This is a genomic window from Sphaerimonospora sp. CA-214678 (assembly GCF_050942215.1).
In the GTDB taxonomy this organism is placed as follows: Bacteria; Actinomycetota; Actinomycetes; order Streptosporangiales; family Streptosporangiaceae; genus Sphaerimonospora.
In genome coordinates this window covers 2167649-2187397 of record NZ_CP192056.1, presented here as the reverse complement: position 1 = coordinate 2187397, position 19749 = coordinate 2167649, and the positions used below count along the sequence as shown (strand labels likewise).

The 19749-nt window shown below is 70.8% G+C and carries 21 protein-coding genes; 9 read left to right on the top strand and 12 right to left on the bottom strand.

Features of this window, described 5'->3' with window-relative positions:
- The first annotated feature begins 65 nt into the window (after positions 1 to 65).
- Complete coding sequence (locus ACQP1K_RS10005; RefSeq protein ID WP_433500591.1) at positions 66 to 497, top strand: ATP-binding protein; 432 nt, start codon at positions 66 to 68, stop codon at positions 495 to 497.
- A 195-nt stretch (positions 498 to 692) separates the two neighbouring features.
- On the opposite strand, the gene ACQP1K_RS10000 is transcribed toward ACQP1K_RS10005, so the two are convergent.
- Positions 693 to 1799: a ring-opening amidohydrolase gene (locus tag ACQP1K_RS10000; RefSeq protein ID WP_433500590.1), complete on the bottom strand. Its 1107-nt coding sequence runs from the start codon at positions 1797 to 1799 to the stop codon at positions 693 to 695.
- Between the two features lie 412 nt (positions 1800 to 2211).
- Between ACQP1K_RS10000 and ACQP1K_RS09995 the strand changes: the two genes are divergently transcribed.
- Positions 2212 to 2562: a hypothetical protein gene (locus ACQP1K_RS09995; RefSeq protein WP_433500589.1), complete on the top strand. Its 351-nt coding sequence runs from the start codon at positions 2212 to 2214 to the stop codon at positions 2560 to 2562.
- A 149-nt stretch (positions 2563 to 2711) separates the two neighbouring features.
- Here the strand turns inward: ACQP1K_RS09995 and ACQP1K_RS09990 are convergent, their stop codons facing one another.
- The gene (locus ACQP1K_RS09990) at positions 2712 to 3248 is read right to left on the bottom strand and encodes a carboxymuconolactone decarboxylase family protein (protein ID WP_433500588.1); all 537 of its coding nucleotides are present in this window, start codon (positions 3246 to 3248) and stop codon (positions 2712 to 2714) included.
- Positions 3248 to 3802, bottom strand: coding sequence for a peroxiredoxin (locus ACQP1K_RS09985; protein ID WP_433500587.1), 555 nt, complete (start codon positions 3800 to 3802; stop codon positions 3248 to 3250). Before ACQP1K_RS09985 ends, ACQP1K_RS09990 begins: the two co-directional genes overlap by 1 nt.
- A 117-nt stretch (positions 3803 to 3919) precedes the next feature.
- Here ACQP1K_RS09985 and ACQP1K_RS09980 point away from each other — a divergent pair, with 117 nt between their 5' ends.
- Positions 3920 to 4921, top strand: a complete 1002-nt coding sequence (locus tag ACQP1K_RS09980) for a LysR substrate-binding domain-containing protein (RefSeq protein ID WP_433500586.1) — start codon at positions 3920 to 3922, stop codon at positions 4919 to 4921.
- 1 nt (position 4922) lies between these two features.
- On the opposite strand, the gene ACQP1K_RS09975 is transcribed toward ACQP1K_RS09980, so the two are convergent.
- On the bottom strand, positions 4923 to 6089 hold the full coding sequence (locus tag ACQP1K_RS09975; RefSeq protein WP_433500585.1) for a pyridoxal phosphate-dependent aminotransferase: 1167 nt from the start codon (positions 6087 to 6089) through the stop codon (positions 4923 to 4925).
- A 48-nt stretch (positions 6090 to 6137) separates the two neighbouring features.
- On the opposite strand from ACQP1K_RS09975, the gene ACQP1K_RS09970 reads away from it, so the two are divergent.
- The 3 genes from ACQP1K_RS09970 to ACQP1K_RS09960 are packed head-to-tail and all read left to right on the top strand — an operon-like array spanning position 6138 to position 7895.
- Complete coding sequence (locus ACQP1K_RS09970; RefSeq protein WP_433500584.1) at positions 6138 to 6929, top strand: carbon-nitrogen hydrolase family protein; 792 nt, start codon at positions 6138 to 6140, stop codon at positions 6927 to 6929.
- Between the two features lie 10 nt (positions 6930 to 6939).
- Positions 6940 to 7395: a hypothetical protein gene (locus ACQP1K_RS09965; RefSeq protein WP_433500583.1), complete on the top strand. Its 456-nt coding sequence runs from the start codon at positions 6940 to 6942 to the stop codon at positions 7393 to 7395.
- A complete protein-coding gene (locus ACQP1K_RS09960) occupies positions 7395 to 7895 on the top strand; it encodes a hypothetical protein (RefSeq protein ID WP_433500582.1) in 501 nt (166 codons plus the stop codon). The genes ACQP1K_RS09965 and ACQP1K_RS09960 overlap by 1 nt, the downstream gene beginning before the upstream one ends.
- On the opposite strand, the gene ACQP1K_RS09955 is transcribed toward ACQP1K_RS09960, so the two are convergent.
- The 4 genes from ACQP1K_RS09955 to ACQP1K_RS09940 all read right to left on the bottom strand — a co-directional run bounded on the left by ACQP1K_RS09955 (position 7871) and on the right by ACQP1K_RS09940 (position 11344).
- Positions 7871 to 9427: a carboxyl transferase domain-containing protein gene (locus tag ACQP1K_RS09955; RefSeq protein WP_433501531.1), complete on the bottom strand. Its 1557-nt coding sequence runs from the start codon at positions 9425 to 9427 to the stop codon at positions 7871 to 7873. The two genes, ACQP1K_RS09960 and ACQP1K_RS09955, sit on opposite strands and share 25 nt — an antisense overlap.
- Positions 9428 to 9441: 14 nt before the next feature.
- Positions 9442 to 10635 (bottom strand): CaiB/BaiF CoA transferase family protein, encoded by a 1194-nt coding sequence (locus ACQP1K_RS09950; RefSeq protein ID WP_433500581.1) that lies wholly within the window; start codon positions 10633 to 10635, stop codon positions 9442 to 9444.
- 162 nt (positions 10636 to 10797) lie between these two features.
- A complete protein-coding gene (locus ACQP1K_RS09945; protein ID WP_433500580.1) occupies positions 10798 to 10953 on the bottom strand; it encodes a hypothetical protein in 156 nt (51 codons plus the stop codon).
- An 82-nt stretch (positions 10954 to 11035) separates the two neighbouring features.
- Positions 11036 to 11344, bottom strand: coding sequence for a hypothetical protein (locus ACQP1K_RS09940; protein WP_433500579.1), 309 nt, complete (start codon positions 11342 to 11344; stop codon positions 11036 to 11038).
- A gap of 220 nt (positions 11345 to 11564) precedes the next feature.
- Between ACQP1K_RS09940 and ACQP1K_RS09935 the strand changes: the two genes are divergently transcribed.
- The gene (locus ACQP1K_RS09935) at positions 11565 to 11696 is read left to right on the top strand and encodes a hypothetical protein (protein ID WP_433500578.1); all 132 of its coding nucleotides are present in this window, start codon (positions 11565 to 11567) and stop codon (positions 11694 to 11696) included.
- Between the two features lie 23 nt (positions 11697 to 11719).
- Here ACQP1K_RS09935 and ACQP1K_RS09930 read toward each other — a convergent pair whose 3' ends face one another.
- From ACQP1K_RS09930 to ACQP1K_RS09915, 4 genes are all read right to left on the bottom strand, one after another.
- Positions 11720 to 13555, bottom strand: coding sequence for a hydantoinase B/oxoprolinase family protein (locus ACQP1K_RS09930; protein WP_433500577.1), 1836 nt, complete (start codon positions 13553 to 13555; stop codon positions 11720 to 11722).
- A complete protein-coding gene (locus tag ACQP1K_RS09925; protein WP_433500576.1) occupies positions 13552 to 15633 on the bottom strand; it encodes a hydantoinase/oxoprolinase family protein in 2082 nt (693 codons plus the stop codon). Before ACQP1K_RS09925 ends, ACQP1K_RS09930 begins: the two co-directional genes overlap by 4 nt.
- 93 nt (positions 15634 to 15726) lie before the next feature.
- Positions 15727 to 16383 (bottom strand): DsbA family oxidoreductase, encoded by a 657-nt coding sequence (locus tag ACQP1K_RS09920; RefSeq protein ID WP_433500575.1) that lies wholly within the window; start codon positions 16381 to 16383, stop codon positions 15727 to 15729.
- Between the two features lie 55 nt (positions 16384 to 16438).
- On the bottom strand, positions 16439 to 17116 hold the full coding sequence (locus ACQP1K_RS09915) for an SRPBCC family protein (RefSeq protein WP_433500574.1): 678 nt from the start codon (positions 17114 to 17116) through the stop codon (positions 16439 to 16441).
- Between the two features lie 158 nt (positions 17117 to 17274).
- Between ACQP1K_RS09915 and ACQP1K_RS09910 the strand changes: the two genes are divergently transcribed.
- Both ACQP1K_RS09910 and ACQP1K_RS09905 read left to right on the top strand, forming a co-directional pair.
- Positions 17275 to 18129, top strand: coding sequence for a polysaccharide deacetylase family protein (locus ACQP1K_RS09910; RefSeq protein WP_433500573.1), 855 nt, complete (start codon positions 17275 to 17277; stop codon positions 18127 to 18129).
- A gap of 189 nt (positions 18130 to 18318) precedes the next feature.
- Entirely contained in the window at positions 18319 to 19749 is a 1431-nt protein-coding gene (locus tag ACQP1K_RS09905; RefSeq protein WP_433500572.1) for a cytochrome ubiquinol oxidase subunit I, read from the top strand.

Here is a 19749-nt window from a genome sequence, read left to right as displayed (position 1 = left end):
CAGTATGGACAGTTTTGAGAACCGCCCGCCGGACACCCACCCGCGGCAGGGGCGAGGAGGCAGCGATGATGAACGTCCAGATCACGGACCGTTCAGGTGTCAACGCAGAGCCGCCGCCCGACCGTGAATACACGACGCTGGTGCCGCGTGTGCTCCGGGCGGCCGCGACGATACGCCGCCACGTGCAGGGTGTGCTGGCGGCCTGGGGAATCCCGAGGCCGGCGGCGCAGGAGGCCCTGCTGGTGATCTCCGAACTGGTCACCGACGGCATCCTGCACGGCCTGCCCCCGATCAGGCTGCGTGTTTCGCTGCACCGCCATGGTGTGCGCACCGTCATGCGCGTCGAGGTCTCCAGCTCGGCCGCGGCATCGCCCCCGGCGCAGCCGTCGAAGGAGTACGAGTGCGGCACAGCCGTCGTCAAGGCGCTGGCCACCCGGTGCGGCACCGACGACCGGTCCGGCACGATCACCCGGTGGGCCGACCTGCCGGCGTTCTGACCGGCCCGGCCCGGAGGTCGAAGCAGGCCCGCGGGCCGCCTCCCGCCGTCCCCGAATCCGCCCGTGTCGCCGCGCATGCCGGCGCACCGCTCTGAATCGCACGGCATGAGATCCCGGAACGCCGATGCCGCGCGGCGCCGAGCCGTACCGATGCCGGGTCGCGGCCGGCGCCGCGGCCACGACCCGGGAGCGGCGTCAGCCGAGGTCGGCGATGGCGATGACCGGGCCACCGCCGGAGGGGCCCTGGTGGACGGCCGCCACCGAGACGAATACCGCCGGGTCGCCGGTCACGCTCGCCACGACACCGCCGACAGTGGCCTTGATCTGCCGATGCCAGTGCACGTCGGAGTCGTCGAGCATGATGTTGCGGCGGCCGCGCACCCGTCCGGACGGGTCGGCCTCGCACTTGAGGAACAGGTTGACCAGCCGGCCGCCGAGGTCGCTCGGGTGCGGACGCTCCGGCAGCTCGATGCCGGCGCCGCGGACGGCCTCCCAGAGACCGTCGGTGTCGAGGGCGTCCCTCATGACCGAGTGCCCCGCGCGGTAGCGGCCGCCGATGCCGCGCACGTTGCCGACCACCACGATCTGCGCGCGGTCGAGCTCCACGCCGCTGGAGCACGACGCGACCGACGAGTAGAGCGACAGGTCGCTGTGGATCTGCTCGGCCGCCGGCATCTCGATCTCCCCGAGCGCGACGGCGATGCCGAGGGCGGTGGTGGAGTTGGAGATGTCCATCGACTTGAGCGTGTCCTCGGTGACGACCGTCTGGCCGCGCTCCTTCGCGTCGGTGATCGTGGCGAGCGTGAGCAGCGGCGTCTTGGTCTGCACGTAGTGCACGTCGGCCGGGTCGTCGATCCCGGCGATCTTCATGGCCTCCCGTACCCCGGCGGCGACCTTCTCCACCATCGCGGGCCTGCCGATGTCCTCGGGCAGGAGGACCTCGCTCATCGCCACGCCGACGCTCAGGCGCGGCTCGTCGGTCTGTACGGCCTCGGCCGGGTCGACGGTCGCGAAGATCGTCGCATGCGGGCTGAGCACGCCGTCGGTGCCGCCGGACCAGACGAGCGGCACCTGGGCCACCTCTTCGGGGGTACGGGTGCCCCTGGCGATGAGCACCTCGCGGAAGGCGCGGTCGGCCAGGATCCGGGTGTAGTCGTTGACGCCGCCGTTGCCCTCGGTCTTGCCGATCACCGCCAGCACCCGGTCGGCCTCGATCACCCCGTCGTCGATGAGCCGCGCGAGCCCCGAAGCGTCGGTGACGCTCTCGATGGCGACTTTCCGTACCTCGATCGGATCCGGCATCTGTTCCTCCACCCCTCTGGATACCCTTGTCCCGATATTTCCTGATAGGGCCTCGCCGATGTGTTCCAGCGAGGTGATAACGGCGCGTTCCCCGCCCCGTTCGACGAACCGCGGCGCCGCCCCGGCCTTCGGGCCCATGCCGCCTCCGGCGACCCGAGGGCCGTCACGACCGGGTCGCCGATGGCGCCCGGCGTCCGCGTCACGCACCGGTCCACCGGAATCCGGTCGGAAGCCGTCACGGCGCTGCCATCCGCCGCGATCAGTACACGTCCGCCCACATCGGGCAAACTATCCAGACCACAACATGCCTGCATGGGCGACAATCGCCCACGCGGTCTCCCTCCCTGGGCAAGATTCACCAAGGTCGCCATCGGCGAGGCCGTACGCGTGGATCGGGCGGCAGAATCATGACATGCCCCCCTCCTCTCGGGAACCCGAGAAGCTGGAAGCCGCCGAGCTGGGCGCCGCCTTCGCGGCACACCGTGAGCTCGGCCCGCAGTACGAGCTGGAGCTCGCCGAGTCGCTCGCCGACCGGGTCAACGCGGTGATCGACAACCGGCTGGCCGCGCAGAAGGTACGGCGTCCGCCGCTGGACTGGGCGCAGATGACCCTCGGCCTCGGCTCCCTCGCGCTGTCGATCCCGCTCGTCGCCATCTCGCTCAGCGCGGGCGGCGGCACCACCGCCATGCTGCTCGTCTTCACCCTGATCGGCGTCGTCAACCTGGCCTACGTCCTCACCCGCGCCCTGCACCGCCGAGACTGAGCCGGTCAGGCCCGGCTTCGCGAGGCCCGCCTACCGATATGCGAGCGGTCGCGGACGCGGATCCCTCGAACAGTCCCTGGCACCCGCCTACCAACCGAGCAGGGGCGCCCCGGGTGGGGCGCCCCTGCTGCGTGCTCGGTGAACCCGGGTCAGACCGCGGCGAGAGCGGCCTCGGCCTCGAGGGTCGTGGCCACCGCGTTGACGACGGCGCCGATCTTGATGGCCTCCTGGACCTGCTCACGGGACAGGCCCGCGGAGCGGACGACCTTCTCGTGGGACTCCAGGCACTGGCCGCAGCCGCCGATCGCGCTGACGGCGAGGCTCCACAGCTCGAAGTCGAGCTTGTCCACGCCCGGGTTGCCGATGACGGTCATCCGCAGCCTGGCCGGCATCGTGGCGTACGTCTCATCGCCGATCAGATGGGTCGATCGGTAGTAGACGTTGTTCATCGCCATGATGCTCGCCGCTGCCTTGGCCGCCGTGAAGGCCTCGGCCGACAGGTGGCCGGCCGCCTCGCCCGACACCTCGGCGATCACCCGCGGCGACTTCGTCGCGATCGCCGTGGCGAGCAGCGTCCCCCACAGCTGCTGCTCGCTCAGCGACGAGGTGGTGACGAGCGATCCCAGGTTGAGCCTGATGTCCTTGGCGTACCCGGGGAGGGCGCTCTTGAGGTTGTCGATCGACATCAGACGCCCGCCATCAGCTTCTTGGCGTCGAGCGTCTCCTCACCCTTGTTCCAGTTGCAGGGGCACAACTCGTCGCTCTGGAGGGCGTCGAGGACCCGCAGGACCTCCTTCACGTTCCGGCCCACCGAGCCGGCCGTGACCATGGCGAACTGGATCTCGTTGTGGGGGTCGACGATGAAGGTGGCCCGCTGGGCGACGCCGTCCTCACCGAGGATGCCCAGCTCCGTCGACAGCTCGCGCTTGATGTCGGAGAGCATGGGGAAGGGCAGCTCGCGCAGGTCGGGGTGGTCCTTGCGCCAGGCGTAGTGGACGTACTCGGAGTCGACCGAGAAGCCGAGCACCTGGGCGTCGCGGTCGGCGAACTCGTCGTTCAGCCGGCCGAACTCGGCGATCTCCGTCGGGCAGATGAACGTGAAGTCCTTCGGCCAGCTGAAGACGACGCGCCACTTGCCCTCGTAGGTCTTGTGGTCGATCGCGTCGAAGGCATTGTCCGGGTCGAGCGAGACGCAGGCGGTGAGCTCGTACTCGGGGAACCGGTCACCCACGGTCAACATGTGAATCCCCCCTCCTCCGGAGCGTTCCCGCCCCGGCCAAATCTTCGGATTTGTCCCCTTCAGATTGCCCGACCTACCATTGATCCGAGAAATCGAGCAGTTGGACCAATCTGAGAGGTGATCCCTATCAGTGAGCCGCTCCCGACCTTAGCCCAGCTGCGCGCGTTCTTGGCCGTGGCCGAGCATCTGCACTTCAGGGAGGCCGCGGCGGCCCTCCGCATGAGCCAGCCCGCGCTGTCCAGCGCGGTCGCCACGCTGGAGGAGATCCTGCAGATCCAGCTGCTGGAGCGGACCACCAGGAAGGTCCTGCTCACCCCGGCGGGAAGGCGGGTGAGCGCCCACGCGGCACGGGTCCTCGCGAACGTCGACGACCTCGTCGCCGATGTCGCGCGGACGCGCGAGCCGTTCAGCGGGCCGATCCACCTGGGCGTCATCCCGACCGTGGCGCCCTACCTGCTGCCGCTGCTGCTGCCGATGTTCGCCGGGCGTTTTCCCCGCTTGAAGCTGATCGTCCAGGAGGCCAAGACCGAGACCCTCCTGGCGGAGGTGCGCCAAGGCCGGCTGGACGTGGCGGTGCTCGCGCTGCCCACGGACGTCACCGGCCTCGCCGAGGAGCCCGTCTACGACGAGGACTTCCTGCTCGCGCTGCCCTGCGATCACCCCCTGGCCCGGGACGACGCGCCGCTGTGCCGGGACGTCCTGCAGGGGCTGGACATCGTGCTGCTCAACCAGGGTCACTGCCTGCGCGAGCAGGCCATCGACGTGTGCCGGGAGGTGGGCGTGCGGACCACGATGACGACCTACGCGACCAGCCTGCCGACCCTGATCCAGCTCGTCTCCGGCGGTCTCGGCGTGACGCTCATCCCCGAGTTGGCGGCCCACGCGGAGACCGGCACCCCCTTCGGGATCGCGCTGCGCCGCTTCGATCGGCCGCCCGGCCGCCGGATCGGCCTCGCCTACCGCGCCACCTCGCCGCGCGGCGACGAGTACGGCGAGCTCGCCGCCGCGATCCGCCTGGCCATCCGGGACGAGAACCTTCCCGTCCGGATCATCGGGAAGGTCGTCGCTGAGGCCGCCGGTCGTACGGCGCGGCCGCACGGGGAGGCCATTACAAAGTAGATCAACCGCCGAGGCGGCGCAGGCGGGTGACGGCCTCGTCGATGATCTCGTCCTTCTTGCAGAAGGCGAACCGGAGGAAGTGCCGGCCCCGGGCGGCGTGATCATAGAAGGCCTGGGTGGGGATGGCCACCACCCCGGCGAGCTCGGGCAGCCGCCGGGCCAGCTCCAGCCCGTCGTCGAAGCCGAGCGGCCGGATGTCGGTCTGCACGAAATAGGTGCCCGACGGACGGAGCACCCCGAATCCGGCCGACTCCAGCCCGGTGATCAACCTGTCGCGCTTGGCCTGCAGGCCGGCCCGCAGCCCGGCCACCCAGTCCATCTCCTCGCGCAGGCCGTACGCGACCGCGAGCTGCCAGGGAGCCGCGGCGGTGAAGGTGAGGAACTGCTTGACCGCCTGCACGGCGCCCACCAGGGGCGCCGGGGCGCAGATCCAGCCGGTCTTCCAGCCGGTCACGCTGAACGACTTGCCCGCCGAGGAGATCATGACGGTCCGCTCGCGCATGCCCGGCAGCGTGGCCAGCGGGATGTGCTCGACGCCGTCGAAGGTCAGGTGCTCGTAGACCTCGTCGCTGATCGCGATCAGGTCACGCTCCCGGCAGACCTCGGCGATCGCCTCGAGCTCCTGCCGGTTGAACACGGTTCCGGTCGGGTTGTGCGGCGAGTTGACGAGGATCGCCCTGGTCCGGGGGCCGACCGCAGCCGCCAGCTCGGCCGGGTCGAACGTGAACCGCCCGGCGTCCACCCGCAGCGTCACGGGACGGCGTACGGCCCCCGCGAGCGCGACGGCGGCGGCGTAGGAGTCGTAGTAGGGCTCGAAGACGACGACCTCGTCCCCGGGCTCGCACAGGGCGAGGACGGCCGCGGCGATGGCCTCGGTCGCCCCGACCGTGACCAGCACCTCGCCGTCGGGGTCGTAGGCCAGGCCGTACCACTTCTTGCGATGGTCGGCGACCGCCTGGCGCAACTCGGGGACGCCGGGGCCGGGCGGGTACTGGTTGAACCCGTCGCGGACGGCCGCGACGGCGTGCTCCAGCATCCGCGCGGGCCCGTCGGTGTCCGGGAACCCCTGGCCGAGGTTGATCGACCCGGTCTCCACGGCCAGCTTCGTCATCGTCGCGAAAACGGTCGTGCCGAACTCGCGCATCCGTCTTACCAGCGGCTCGTTCACGCGGGCCAGCGTAGCGGGCGGCGCCGGCCGACCGGCACACTGTGAGGTGTGACGCGTGTATCCCTGTGCCAGATCCCGGTCGTCCACGAGCCGAAGACGAACCTCGAGACCGCCCGCGACGCCCTCGCCCACGCCGCCGGGCAGGGCGCCGAACTCGCGGTGTTCCCGGAGGCGACGCTGACCCGGTTCGGCCGGGGCGTGACCGAAACCGCCGAGCCGCTGGACGGGCCGTTCGTGTCCGGGCTCGCCGAGGCGGCCCGCGAGCACGGCATCGCGGTCATCGCGGGTGTCTTCGAGCCGTCGGCCGACGGGAGGGTGTACAACACGACCGTGGCCCTCGACGCCGGCGGCGGGCTCGCCGCGGCCTATCGGAAGATCCACCTGTTCGACTCGTTCGGCGCCCGCGAGTCCGACGTGGTCGCGCCCGGGGACGTCCCCGTCGTGGTCGAGCTGGCCGGGCTGCGGATCGGCCTGATCACCTGCTACGACGTGCGCTTCCCCGAGCTGGCCCGCGCCCTGGTCGACCGGGGGGCCGACGCGTTCGCCGTCATCGCCGCCTGGGGCAGCGGGCCGATGAAGGAGGAGCACTGGATCACCCTGGTCAAGGCCAGGGCCATCGAGAACACCACGTGGACGATCGCGGTCGGCCAGGCGCCCACCCCCTCCGCCAGGGACGGCTTCGGCGTGGGCCGCAGCATGCTGGTCGACCCGATGGGGGTCGTACGGCACGACCTCGGCCCCGGCCACGCCGTACAGACCGGGGAGATCGACCCCGCTGTCACCGTCAGCGTGCGGTCGACCCTTCCGTCACTGGACCACCGGCGGCTCCACAGATCGTAAACTTGGCCCCATGAGTGAGCCAGAAGGCCGGTCCCGGATGCTCAAGGTGATCCCGCCGAGGCTGCTCGTGCCGTACCTGTCGGGCCGGCGGACGATCATTTCGGGGTACGTCTACCGCGAGCAGGACCGCACGCGCCTCACCACCCCGGCCGCCCTCGTCGAGGCCCTCGACCTGGGCTTCGACGGTTCGGAACTGACCCCGGAGGTGCCCGAGTTGTACATCATGCGGTGGGATGCGCGGGACATCGACACCTACGTCGTGCCGTACGGCGAGCACATGGGCGGGGATTGGAGCGATGCACCGCCGTTCACCGGCAACGGGTTCACCACCTCGCGCGAGCATGTGGTGCCGCAGTTCCACACGATGCCCATGCCGATCCCGGCCGGGGCCGAGATCGTGCACCTGACCGGCTCGGGGGAACGCCGGTTCGCCGACTACGACGGACTCACCTGGCGGCCCGCGTGATGGGCGAGACGGAACGGATCGAGCTCGTCGGGCTGGGCTTCACCGCCGGTTACCGGAACCGGAGTTTCGCCGCGGCGATCGGGCCGGGCGGGGACGACGTGGTGCTGTTCAGCGAGTCGGCCCAGGAGGGCTTCACCCGGGCCGGGAACTACTGGCGGCTCCGGGTGCACCGGTCCGACCTGGAGTCGCTGACCCTGCTGCGCACGGTCGGCGCGTTCGGCGGGGAGCCGTGCCTGGTGCTGGACGAGGACGACGGCGACGGCGCGGACGAGGAGGGCGGCCTGCACATCGCCTACCTCGGGCACAGCGGCACGAGGGCGGAGACCATCGGCTACTGGCTCGTCGACCACGGGGCCTACGAGGTCGTGGTGCCGCGCGAGGATGTCCACGCGATCCGCGTCGAGCGGGTGCCCGTCCCGACCTCCGGCGCCGAGCAGCCGGACGGCCGGGACCGGGACGACGGAGCACCGGACGGTCAGGCGGAGCCGAGCGACCGGTAGCGGGCGAACCGGGCGGCGAGGCGCTCGCTCGCGGGCCGTCCCAGCAGACCGATGATCTCGTATTCGAGCGTCCTGGCCACGCGGCGGCAGAACTCCTCCGGTTCGACGGAGGCGTCCGGGCATTCCGGGACGATCCGGTCGACGATGCCGTCCCGTTTGAGGTCGGCCGCCCGCACGCCCTGCGCCTCGGCGATCCGCGGGGCGAAGTCGACGGTCCGATGCATGATCGCCGAGGCGCCCTCGGGCGGGAGCGGGGACAGCCAGCCGTGCTGCGCGCAGACGACCCGGTCGGCGGGCAGCAGGGCCAGCGCCGCACCGCCGGCGCCCTCCCCGAGCAGGAGGCAGACGGTGGGTGCTTCGAGCATGACGAGATCGGCCAGCGAGCGGGCGATCTCGGCGGCCAGGCCGCCCTCCTCGGCCGCCTTCGACAGCGCGGCGCCCGGCGTGTCGATGACCGTCACCAGTGGGAGCCCCAGTTCGGCTGCGAGGTGCATGCCACGCCGGGCGACCCGCAGCCCGGCAGGGCCGAGTGGGCCCGCCGCCCGCTGGCGCCCCCAGTCCTGACCGAGCACGACGGCCGGAGCCGTACCGAACCGGGCGAGCGCGAGCAGCAGGCCGGGGTCCTCCTCGCCGGTCCCGGTGCCGTGCAGCGGGGTGACGTCGCGGGCGGCGAGCTTGAGCAGGGCCCGCACCCCCGGCCGGTCGGCGTCGCGCGAGCGAGTGATCGCCTCCCAGGCCGGCACGTCGGCGTCCGCCTCCTCCGGTTCCGGCCCCCGCTCCATGCCCCACTCCATGCCCCACTCCATGTCACGGTCCGCGTCACGGTTCAGGCCGTCGGCGGGCGCCGACAGTACGGCGAGAGCACGGATGGCCACCTCGCGGACGTCCTCGGCCGACACCACGGCGTCCACCAGGCCGTTGGCGAACAGGTTCTCCGCCACCTGCACGCCCTCGGGGAACGGATAGCCGTACAACGCCTCGAACACCCTCGGCCCCAGGAAGCCGATCAGCGCGCCGGGCTCGGCCGCCGTGACGTGACCGAGCGAGCCCCACGAGGCGAACACCCCACCCGTGGTCGGGTGGCGCAGATACACGACGTACGGCAGACCGGCGGCGCGGTGGGCGGCCACGGCCGTGGTGATCTTCACCATCTGGACGAAGGCGAGGGCGCCCTCCTGCATTCTGGTGCCGCCGCTGGCGGGGGCGGCGAGCAGCGGCAGCCGCTCGGCGGTCGCCCGCTCCACCGCCCTGACCAGGCGCTCGGCCGCCGCCACGCCGATCGATCCGGCCAGGAAGGAGAACTCACAGGCCATGATCGCGACGCGGCGACCGGCCAGCGTCCCCTCCCCCGTGATCACCGATTCGTCGTATCCGCTCCTGGCCCTGGCCGCCGCCAGGTCATCGGCGTACGGCGTGCCGGGGGCGGCCCGGTCCTCGATCGGCTCGTCCCACGACCGCCACGAACCGGCGTCGAGGACACGGGAGATCAGCGTGCGGGCGTCCGGGCGGTCCGCGCGTTCCCGGCGGCTCATCTGCTCTGACCGGTTCACTCCTGGTTTCCCTCCCCCGCCTGTTCCCGCTCGCGCAGCCACTCGAGCACGGCGTCGTTGTCCTGGCCGAGCGCCGGCGGCGGTGTGTGAGAGCGCGGGACGCCGGCCCGGGTGTGGTCCGGCGTCTCGAAGCGCAGCGGCGGGCCGGGCAGTTCGATCGGGCCGAGGACCGGATGGTCGACGGTCACCAGCAGGCCCTGGGAACGGACCTGATCCCAGGCGTAGACCTCGTCGATGGACCGGATAGCGCCGGCCGGCACGCCCAGCTCGCCGAGCGCGGCCAGCCAGTGCGCCCGGCCGTGCGCCGCCAGCGACTTCTCCATGTCCGCGATCAACTCATCCCGATGCGCGAACCTATCCATATTCGTCGCATATTTCGTGGTTTCGGGGTCGATGTCCAGAAGATCGGCCACCTTGCGCCACTGGCCCTCGTTCGCCACCGCGATCTGGATCATTCCGTCCGCGCAGCGGAAGGCTCCGTACGGCGTGATCGACGCGTGATGGTTGCCGCCCGCGCGGGGCACCTTGCCGCCGACGGTCCAGGCCGTGCCGTGATAAGAGTGCACCCCGACCATCGAGGCCAGCAGGGACGTGCGGACGACCCGGCCACGCCCCGTCCGCTCGCGTTCGTACAGCGCGGCGACCACGCCGTACGCGCCGTGGATGCCGGCCAGCAGGTCGGCGATCGAGGCGCCGACGCGGTACGGCTCGTCCGGCGACGGCCCGGTCAGCGACATCAGGCCCGCCTCCCCCTGGGCGATCTGGTCGTACCCCGGCCGGCCGCCCTCCGGACCGTCATGCCCGAACCCGGTGATCGACAGGATCACCAGGCGCGGATTCAGCTCGTGCAGCCGGCTGACCGGCAGGCCCAGACGGTCCAGCACGCCGGTACGGAAGTTCTCGATCAGCACGTCGCTCTGCCGTACCAGCCGTTCGATGAGCCCGCGCCCCTCGTCGGACTTCATGTCGACCGTGATGGACCGCTTGTTCCGGTTGGCCGCCAGAAAGTAGGTGGAAATATCCTGATCAGGGCCGACGAACGGCGGTCCCCATCCCCGTGACTCGTCCCCCGAAGGATGCTCCACCTTGATCACGTGAGCGCCCAGGTCGCCGAGCATCTGTGCCCCGTGGGGCCCGGCCAGGGCACGAGAAAGATCCAGAACGACGATGCCGCTGAGGGGTCCCTCCACGGTTCAGCCTCCAGGTGTCGCGCCACGAAGAACCGACTTCGGTCTTCACGCCACAGCCTGCCAGGCCTTCCACGGGATCGGCACTCCCGCTACGTGCCAAGGAGCCCTCAGCGTTTTTGGTTGGATATGGCCGTCCGCGCCACCTTCCCTCGGGTCTGCGGCTCAGTGCCGGTGCCGCTGTCCCCGCCACTGGTCCACGAAATGGCGTAGCCGCTGCCTCGTGTGCGGGTCGCGGGCCTTCTCGCGGTGCTGGCGGCCAGACTGGCTGTTCAGGTAGTTCCTGATCCGCTCCATGATCGACGGCATCTGTGTCGTCACCCCCCGTACGCCGGCGGTTTTACCGGCTTATCCGGATACGGTTACCCACAGTCGCCGCGGTCAATCATCCGGACGGTCCCGATCAGCCGGTCGCGTCGGGGACGCGGGCGGCCAGCCACCGGGTCAACGCACTCACGACCGCGTCGGAGGCGGTGAGGGTGCGGACCTCGTGGGCCCTCCCCGACTCGTCCCGGAAGAGGATCTCGTAGGCCTCGTCACGCCGCAGCGACACCGTCGCGCGCCAGCCGACGCCGGCCCGGTCGGGCTGGACGGTCATGAACGTGTTGTCCACATGGTTCAGTTCGTCGATCAATACGGCGAGCGCCACAGGCGAGGGATCGTCGACGCGGTAGCCGTCATGGGTCCTGGCATAGTAGTTCCGCGCGGTCATCCCCGCCCCCTTCTCACCCGGTCGGTTGGCGCTCCAAGCATGACATGGATGATTACGATCCGAAGTCGATTCATCACCATCCGATGCCGGCGGTCGGCCAGACATACATCTGGATATGGCGACGTCTTGACGTAGCCATGGCTATGACCGGACGAGCCCCTGTCTAGCCATGACGCATGACGATCGATGCGTACAGTGATGTTCCGGAGTCGCCGCTCGGATGCCCTCGCCGGAGGAACGCCGCGCGCTCGGCGTTCCCGAAGGAGTTCCGATCCTCATCGTCCGCGACCCGGAGGGACCGGAATCCAGGCTCCGGGCCGACAGGAATGTGATCGTGTTCGCCGAGGAGTGACGCCGTCCGTCGCTCGGGCCGGGTCAGACCGTGTCCACCTCGGCGTAGGGGAGGCCGCCGGACAGGCGGGGGTAGCCGGGGCCGCGGTCGAAGAACGGGGTGTCCTCCGGTACGGCGGCGCGCAGCTCGGCCCGCAGCCGCTCGGTCGCCTCCGCGTCGATCCGCAGGTCGTCCCGCGGGCCCGACAGCACGACGCCGTAGTCATCCCGGGCGCCTTCATAGGAGACCTTGCCGTCGCGCACGTCGGCCGCGACCCGTTCGGCCGGGCGGTCGTACGGCGAGCCCCAGCCGCCGCCCCCGGTGGTGCGGACCCTGACGATGTCTCCGGCCTCGACCGGGAAGTCGTCGACCAGGCCCTCCATCTCCTCCCCGTCGACGGTGACGACGAAGGGCCGCCCGGCCCGGCCGCCGTTCACGCCCCAGCAGGACAGGATCGACCGGTCCGCGATCGACATGAACGACGCGTCGCGCAGCATGCGGATGTGCTTGTCGTAGCCGAGGCCGCCCCGGAACTCCCCCGGGCCGCCGCTGTCGACGGCCAGCCCCAGACGCTCGACCCGCAGCGGCCAGCGGGCCTCGGCGAACTCGACCGGGATGTTCCGCGAGTCCGGCACGACGTGGATCGTGTCCTCCCCGTCGGCGTACCACCGGCCGCCGGAACCGCCGCCCAGCACCTCGCGCATGAGGTACGGACCGTCGTCGGAGTCTCCGTACACACCGGTGTAGCGAATGGTCTCCTGATCGGCGGGCATCCGGCCGCCGGTCGCCTTGGCCAGCACCCCGGCCAGCACGCCCAGCAGCCGCAGGATGACGAACGTGCGGGCGTTGGTCGGCGCCGGGAAGATCGGCGTGAGCAGCGTGCCCTTCTCCGGGAAGACCATCTTGATCAGCGGCACGACGCCCTCGTTGACGTCCAGCTCGGCCATCCGCTCCGGCGTGTCGGCGAGGTTGCGCAGGATCGGGGCCAGCCACTTCTTCAGGAAGACCCCGTCGGCGTAGTCGCCCGCATGGTTGATCGGTCCCTTGGCCTGGGGTGAGGTGCCGGTGAAGTCGATGGTCAGCGGCGCCTCTGCGGCGTGGTCGACGGTCAGCGTGATCCGCTGGGTGTGCAGCCGGGGCTCGTCCACGCCGTCGTGCTCGGCGTAGTCCTCCCAGACGTGCACACCCTCGGGGATCTTCGCCAGCAGTTCGCGGCGGAAGGTCTCTGTCGTCTTCGAGATGATCGCGTCGAAGCAGTTCTCGACGGCCTGCCTGCCGTACCGGTCGAACAGCTCGCCGAGCCGGCGTGCGCCCATGAGGCAGGCCGAGCACTCCGCGTCGAGGTCGCCGGCGAGCGAGTCGGGCATCCGGGAGTTACGCGTCATGATCGTCAGCGCGGCGCGGTTGGGCATCCCCCCGTCCCACAGCTTGATCGGGGGGACCATGAGGCCCTCCTCGAAGGCGCTGCGCGCGTGCGAGGGCATCGATCCGGGTACGGCGCCGCCGATGTCGTCGTGGTGGCCGAACGCCTGGACGAACGCCACGACCTCGCCCGCGTGGAACACCGGTACGGTGACGCACAGGTCGGGCAGGTGTCCGATGCCGCCCTCGGACAGGTAGACGTCGTTGTGGAAGAAGACGTCGCCCGGCCGCATCGTCTCGATCGGGAAGTCCCGCACGATCGGCTGCACCAGCGCCGAGTAGGACCGGCCGGTCAGCTTGCGCAGCCGTACGTCGTGGATGCCGGCCCGGAAGTCGTGCGCGTCGCGGATCATCGGCGACCTGGCGGTCCGCGCGATCGCGGTCTCCACCTCCATCTCGACGGAGGCGAGGGTGCCCTCGACGATCTCCACGAGGATGGGGTCGGCAGTGCCGTTCACAGATCGCTCACCACCAGCAGGTTGCCGAAGTCGTCCATGGTCGCGGTGAATCCGGGATGCACCGGAAGGGTGGAGCCGTACTCCTCGATGACGGCAGGGCCGCTCACCACGGCGCCGGCGCCGAGGTCGGCACGGCGGTAGATGACCGTGCGCCCCCACTGCTCGTAGAACACGTCGCGGGTGCTCACCGGGCTGGGCTCGTCCTCCTGGCGCGGCAACCTCGCGATCGTGGGGCGGGTGATCGGGCCGATGCCGGACACCCTGAGGTTGACCCATTCGACGGCGTGCCGCGGATCGTCGCGGTAGCCGTACCCGTAGAGCCGCTCGTGCTCGGCGTGGAACCGCTCGGTAACGGTGGCGAGCCACGCCTCGTCCACCGGGCCGTCGGGGGCGGCCACCCGCACCTCGTACGCCTGACCGAAGTAACGCAGATCGGCGGTGCGCGCGTACACGTGGTCGGCGAAGCCCTCACGGGTGAGCGCCGCGGCGGCCTCGGCCTCCAGCTCGGCGAAGATCTCCCCCAGGGACTCGGGTGAGGGGTCGCGGGACACCTGCGTACGGACATAGTCGTTCTTCACGTCGACGGTGAGCAGGCCGAACGCCGAGACGTTGCCGGGGTCGGGCGGGACGATCGCGGCGCGCAGCCCGAGGATGTCGATCAGCGAGCAGGCCAGCAGCGGCCCGGATCCGCCGAAGGCGACCATCGGGAAGTCCCGCACGTCGAGGCCGCGCTTGACGGTTATCTGGCGGATGGCGTTCGACTGGTTGAACGCGCTGATCTCCAGGATGCCGGTGGCACAGCGCTCGGGGGTCAGGCCGAGTTTGCCGGCCAGCGCCTCGATGCCGGAGCGTGCGGCCGCGACGTCGAGGGAGATCTCGCCGCCGAGCAGGTGCGGGGGCACCCGCCCGAGGTAGACGTGGGCGTCGGTGACGGTGACCTCGGTGCCGCCCTTGCCGTAGCAGATCGGGCCGGGGTCGGCGCCGGCCGATCTCGGCCCGACCTTGAGCGTCCCCTCCGGCGAGACCCAGGCGATCGAGCCGCCGCCGGCCCCCACCGTCACGATGTCGATCATGGGGATCTTGCACGGGTAGCGGCCGATGGTGCCCTCTGTGGTCAGGGACGGCTCACCGTCGACGATCACCGCGACGTCGGTGGAGGTGCCGCCGCCGTCGAGTGTGATGGCTCCGGAGTGGCCGCCGACGCCGGCGATCAGGGCCGCGCCGAGGGCTCCGGCGGCCGGGCCGGACAGGACCGTGGTGATCGGCTGGTGCACGACCTCGGCCGCCGACAGCACTCCGCCGTTGCTCTTCATGACCGAGAACCCGCGGCCGAGCCGCTGCGACAGGTTGGCGATGTACCGCCGCATGATCGGCTTGACGGCCGCGTCGACCAGCGTGGTGACAGAACGCTCGTATTCCCGGTACTCCCGCAGGACGTCGCTCGACAGCGACACGACCGCGTCGGGATGCTCCCGCTCCAGCACTTCGCGCATCCGCCGCTCGTGCGACGGGTCGGCGTACGAGTGCAGGAAGCACACCCCGATCGCGGTGATGCCGCGGTCTCTGAACCAGCGGGCCGCCTTCGCGGCCTGCTCCTCGTCGAACGGCCGGACCTCCCGGCCGAGGTGGTCGAGCCGTCCGCCCACCGTCTTGACCCGGTGCGCCGGGACGATCCTCGGCGGTTTCACCCAGAAGTAGGAGTTGCCGTAGCCGTCCGGCACGCTCTGCCTGGCGATCTCCAGGATGAACTCGAAGCCCTCGGTGGTGACGAACCCGAGGCCGGCGGTGCCGCGATCCTCCAGGAGCTGGTTCGTGGCCACGGTCGTGCCGTGCACGATCGCGGCCGTGTCGATTATCCGGGGCGCGCTGCCGTCGATGTCGGGGCCGGTGGCCTCGCCGGGTGGAAAGGCGCCGTGGGCCTCCAGCACCTTGTGCACGGCTGCCATGAACCCCTCTGCGGGATCGGCAGGAGTCGATGGGGTCTTGGTCGTGATGATCTGACCGGTCTCCTCGTCGACGAGGACCACGTCGGTGAACGTGCCTCCGGTGTCGACCCCGATGCGGACGCTGCTGGGCATGCTCAGTGTCTACCTGTCCGGACCGATCCGCAGAACCGGCGCACTCTGCCGAATAATCCGCATCCCGTCGTCATTCCCTGCCACCGCCGAAGGTCACACGGCGCAGAATCCGTCGTCGCAGCCGTCGCCCCCGTTCTGGGCCGACGCGACGGCCGTCCGTGCCCGGACCTCGTGGAGCGCGGCGACCAAGGTCTCGACCGGCTGCGCGCCGGAAACGGCGAACTGGTCCTCGAACAGGAACAGCGGGACCCCGCTGATGCCCAGCGTCCGGGCACGGGCCAGCTCGGCACGCACCTGCTCCGCTCCCTCGCCGGTGTCCTCGACCTCGACCTCCGCAGCGAGTTTCGCGAGGGTGGCGGGGTCTCCGACGTCGAGCCCCTCCGTGAAGTGCGCACGGAAGAGCCGGTCGGCCATCGCACCGTCACGTCCGGCGCGTCCGGCCAGCCAGATGAGCCGGTGAGCCTCGAACGTGTTGGCGTGGATCGCCCGATCGAAGTTCAGTTCGAGACCGTCCGCAACGGCCACCTCGGTCACCCGGCGCGTCATCTGCGCCACCCGATCCGGCCCGCCGAACTTGCGCGCGAGCGCGATCCGCACCGGCTCTCCGTTGGAGACCGCGTCCGGGGCGAGCTCGAAGGGGCGCTGGACGACCTCGACCTCGCCCTCATAGAGCCGTACGGCTTTCGCCAGGCGCCGATGCCCGATGTAGCACCACGGGCAGACGACGTCAGAAAAGATCTCGACCTTCATAGAACAGTCGAACAAGGCGGGAAGCCACGTGATTCCCGCCTTCCCCCCTACCGGATCACCTGTGGCGGCCCTGGCGGCCGAGCACCCAGCCGATGACGGCGCTGCCGAGTGCGATGCCCGCGCCCATGCCGAACGCCGCGAGGACCGGCCAGGAGGCGCCGCGCGCACGCGTGTCGCCCGTGTCGCGTGGCCGGGTGAAGACCAGCGGGCTCTCCTCGCGGGCCTGCGCTGCGGCCGGTACGGCGGCGGCCGCCTCCGCGAGCCCGGCGAGCTCGGCGGCGGGCTCGGCGACCGGCCCGGACAGGAGATGACGTTCGACGGCCAAGAAGAACTCCCCGGCCGTACGCTTGGCCACCGAGCCGAGCATGCGCTGGCCCACACCGCCGATCATGCCGCCGACCACGGCCTCCGCCTCGTAGTCGACACGGGTGCCGCCCTCGGCCTCGCTGAGCCGCACCTGGACCGTGGCCTCGACGGTGCCGGGGGCCCCCTGGCCGTGGGCGCGCAGCACGAACCGTTCCGGCTCCTCGGGTTCCGCGAGGGCCACCTCTCCCTGGTAGACGCCCTTGAACGAGGCGACGCCGGCCGTCACCGTCATCCTGTAGACGTCCTCGCCGGTCTCCTCCAGCCGCTCGCAGCCGGGGATCGTCCGCACCAGGACGCCGGGGTCCCGCAGGGCGTCCCAGACCCGCTTGCGATCCACACAGAGCAGTGCACTGCCCACGACCTTCATGGCCACCTCCGATGCCGAGCACCCTAAACAATCACCGGCATCTGCGAGAACGGCAACATCTGCTTACCGCTCTCGTGGGCCCTCGTCAGGTCTCTTCGGCGATGTCGGAGAAAACCGAATGATCCATTTGAGCCGAACTTGGGCCAGGATGGCCGGTTATGAAAGGCAGACGACGATTGACATGCCTGATCGCGGGACTCACCCTCGCCGCCGGTTGCGGCGGCGTCACGAGCGCGGAGTCACCGGCTGCGCCGAAGTCGCCGGGCCCGGCGGACGTCGAATCCCCGGCGGCCCGCGTCTCGCCGCCGCCGCGCACCGGGCTCCCCCGGCGTGGCGAGGTCGGCCGGATCCCGGTGCCCGCGGGCGGGGTGCCGGTGATCAGCAGCATTCCCACGAAGCGGAAGGTCGTCTTCCTGACCATCGACGACGGGTGGGAGCAGGACCCCGGGTTCCTGCGGCAGGTGCGCGATCAGCGCATCCCGATCACGGTGTTCGCCATGCGGGACGCGGTCGAGGCGAAGGGCTCGCCCGACGCCGCCTCCGGCGGAGGACGGTACATGGGCGCCGGCGGCTGGGACTACTTCCGCGAGCTGCGTGACGCCGGTGCGCCCATCGAGGGCCACACCCTCACCCATCCCAACCTGCGCACCCTCGGCTACGAGCGGCAGAAGGCGGAGATCTGCGGGATGAGCACGCTCATCCGCCGGGAGGTCGGCCGGCGCCCGGCGCTGTTCCGGCCGCCGTTCGGCAACTACAACGGGGACACCACCCGGGCGGCCCGCGAGTGCGGGATCAAGGCCCTGGTGATGTGGACCGCGACCGTCCAGCCGGAGGGAAAGATCGCCTATCAGGTGCCGGACAAGCGGCTGCGCCCGGGTGACATCCTGCTGCTGCACTTCCGGCCCGGCCTGGCCGGGGACTTCCGCGTCCTGGTCGCCAAGATCAAGCGGCGTGGGTTCGAGATCGGCGACCTGGGCGCCTATCTGAAGGCGGGCGGAGTGCCCGTCTCCTGAGCGCGGCGGGGCGGACGCCCCGGATCTCGCCGGACCGGGCGACCCCGACTCGGCATGCCGGGCAGGGGGAACGGCGAGGCCGCCCGGCTGTGACGAGGATCGCACCCCTCACGACGCGACAAGATGCTCTACAAGCCGTAGTACTACTTACGATAGAACTACGAGCTGTAGAGCTCTGTGAGAGGGAACATGGACGCGCTGGACCTGGCACGGTGGCAATTCGGGGTCACCACCGTGTACCACTTTCTCTTCGTGCCTCTGACGATCGGTCTCGGCGTGTTCGTCGCCGCCATGCAGACCGCCTGGCACCGTACGGGCAAGGACCACTACCTGGCCCTCACCAGGTTCTTCGGGAAGCTCTTCCTGATCAACTTCGCGATGGGCGTGGTCACCGGGCTCGTGCAGGAGTTCCAGTTCGGGATGAACTGGAGTGAGTACTCCACCTTCGTCGGCGACGTCTTCGGGGCGCCGCTGGCGATGGAGGCACTGCTCGCGTTCTTCCTCGAGTCGACGTTCCTCGGGCTGTGGATCTTCGGGTGGGACCGGCTGCCCAAGCGGGTGCACCTCGCCTGCCTGTGGGCCGCCGTCATCGGGTCGAACGTGTCGGCCTACTTCATCCTCGCCGCCAACGCCTGGATGAAGCACCCGGTCGGCTACGAGGTGATCGACGGGCGGGCCAGGATGACCGACCTGTGGGCGGTGCTGACCAACTCCACGGCGCTCGCCCAGGTTCCCCACGTGGTCGGCGCGGCGTTCGTCGTCGCCGGCGGCTTCGTCCTCGCCGTCGCCGGATATCGCCTCCTGCGCGAGCGCGGTTCCGCCGAGCAGGCCCGGCGCTCCCCCATGTGGCGTACCGCGCTGCGCGGCGCGCTCGTGATGACCGCGATCGCCGGAGTCGTGGTCACGGCGAGCGGCGACATGTCCGCGCGGCTCCTGCACGAGCAGCAGCCGATGAAGCTCGCCGCGGCCGAGGGGCTGCGGCACGACACGGCCGGCGCCGCGTTCACCATCGTGCCGGGCGTCGAGGTGCCCGGCCTGCTCAGCCTCCTCACCACGCACGATCCGGACGCCGTCGTCCAGGGGGTGGACGACGTCCAGGCACGTTACGAGCAGCGGTTCGGCCCGGCCGACTACACGCCGAACCTCCCGGTGATCTACTGGTCGTTCCGCGTGATGATCGGCTTCGGGATGGCGACGGTGGGACTGTCCGCGCTCGGCCTGTGGCTCACCCGGCGCGGGCGCGGGCGGCGCCGTACGACGGCGCAGGTGGTCCCGGCCTGGTTCGCCCGCGTGTGCGTGCTGGCCCTCCCGCTGCCGACGCTGGCGGTGACCGCGGGCTGGCTGCTCTCCGAGATCGGCCGCCAGCCCTGGACCGTGCAGGGCGAGCTCCTGACGGCGGCGAGCGTGTCACCCGACGTCGGCCTCACCGAGGTGGCGATCTCCCTGGCCGTCTTCACGGTCCTGTACGGCCTGCTCGCCGTCGCCGAGGGCGCGCTGCTCGTGCGCCACATCAAGGCGGGACCGGAGGACCGGCCCGGCCGGCGGCCGGAACAGCCCGCGCCCACCCCCGCGGAGACCGAGCCGGGCAAGGCGCGGCTCACGCCCACGCTCATGTACTGA

Bases quoted from the DNA above. Each gene is read 5' to 3' on its own strand.
- ACQP1K_RS09925 (WP_433500576.1), bottom strand. From the start codon at position 15,633: ATGCCCAGCAGCGTCCGCATCGGGGTCGACACCGGAGGCACGTTCACC.
- ACQP1K_RS09985 (WP_433500587.1), bottom strand. From the start codon at position 3,802: ATGTTGACCGTGGGTGACCGGTTCCCCGAGTACGAGCTCACCGCCTGC.
- ACQP1K_RS09920 (WP_433500575.1), bottom strand. From the start codon at position 16,383: ATGAAGGTCGAGATCTTTTCTGACGTCGTCTGCCCGTGGTGCTACATC.
- ACQP1K_RS09905 (WP_433500572.1), top strand. From the start codon at position 18,319: ATGGACGCGCTGGACCTGGCACGGTGGCAATTCGGGGTCACCACCGTG.
- ACQP1K_RS09955 (WP_433501531.1), bottom strand. From the start codon at position 9,427: ATGAGCCGCCGGGAACGCGCGGACCGCCCGGACGCCCGCACGCTGATC.
- ACQP1K_RS09990 (WP_433500588.1), bottom strand. From the start codon at position 3,248: ATGTCGATCGACAACCTCAAGAGCGCCCTCCCCGGGTACGCCAAGGAC.
- ACQP1K_RS09965 (WP_433500583.1), top strand. From the start codon at position 6,940: ATGAGTGAGCCAGAAGGCCGGTCCCGGATGCTCAAGGTGATCCCGCCG.
- ACQP1K_RS09910 (WP_433500573.1), top strand. From the start codon at position 17,275: ATGAAAGGCAGACGACGATTGACATGCCTGATCGCGGGACTCACCCTC.
- ACQP1K_RS09995 (WP_433500589.1), top strand. From the start codon at position 2,212: ATGCCCCCCTCCTCTCGGGAACCCGAGAAGCTGGAAGCCGCCGAGCTG.
- ACQP1K_RS09915 (WP_433500574.1), bottom strand. From the start codon at position 17,116: ATGAAGGTCGTGGGCAGTGCACTGCTCTGTGTGGATCGCAAGCGGGTC.
- ACQP1K_RS10005 (WP_433500591.1), top strand. From the start codon at position 66: ATGATGAACGTCCAGATCACGGACCGTTCAGGTGTCAACGCAGAGCCG.
- ACQP1K_RS09940 (WP_433500579.1), bottom strand. From the start codon at position 11,344: ATGACCGCGCGGAACTACTATGCCAGGACCCATGACGGCTACCGCGTC.
- ACQP1K_RS09935 (WP_433500578.1), top strand. From the start codon at position 11,565: ATGCCCTCGCCGGAGGAACGCCGCGCGCTCGGCGTTCCCGAAGGAGTT.
- ACQP1K_RS10000 (WP_433500590.1), bottom strand. From the start codon at position 1,799: ATGCCGGATCCGATCGAGGTACGGAAAGTCGCCATCGAGAGCGTCACC.
- ACQP1K_RS09960 (WP_433500582.1), top strand. From the start codon at position 7,395: ATGGGCGAGACGGAACGGATCGAGCTCGTCGGGCTGGGCTTCACCGCC.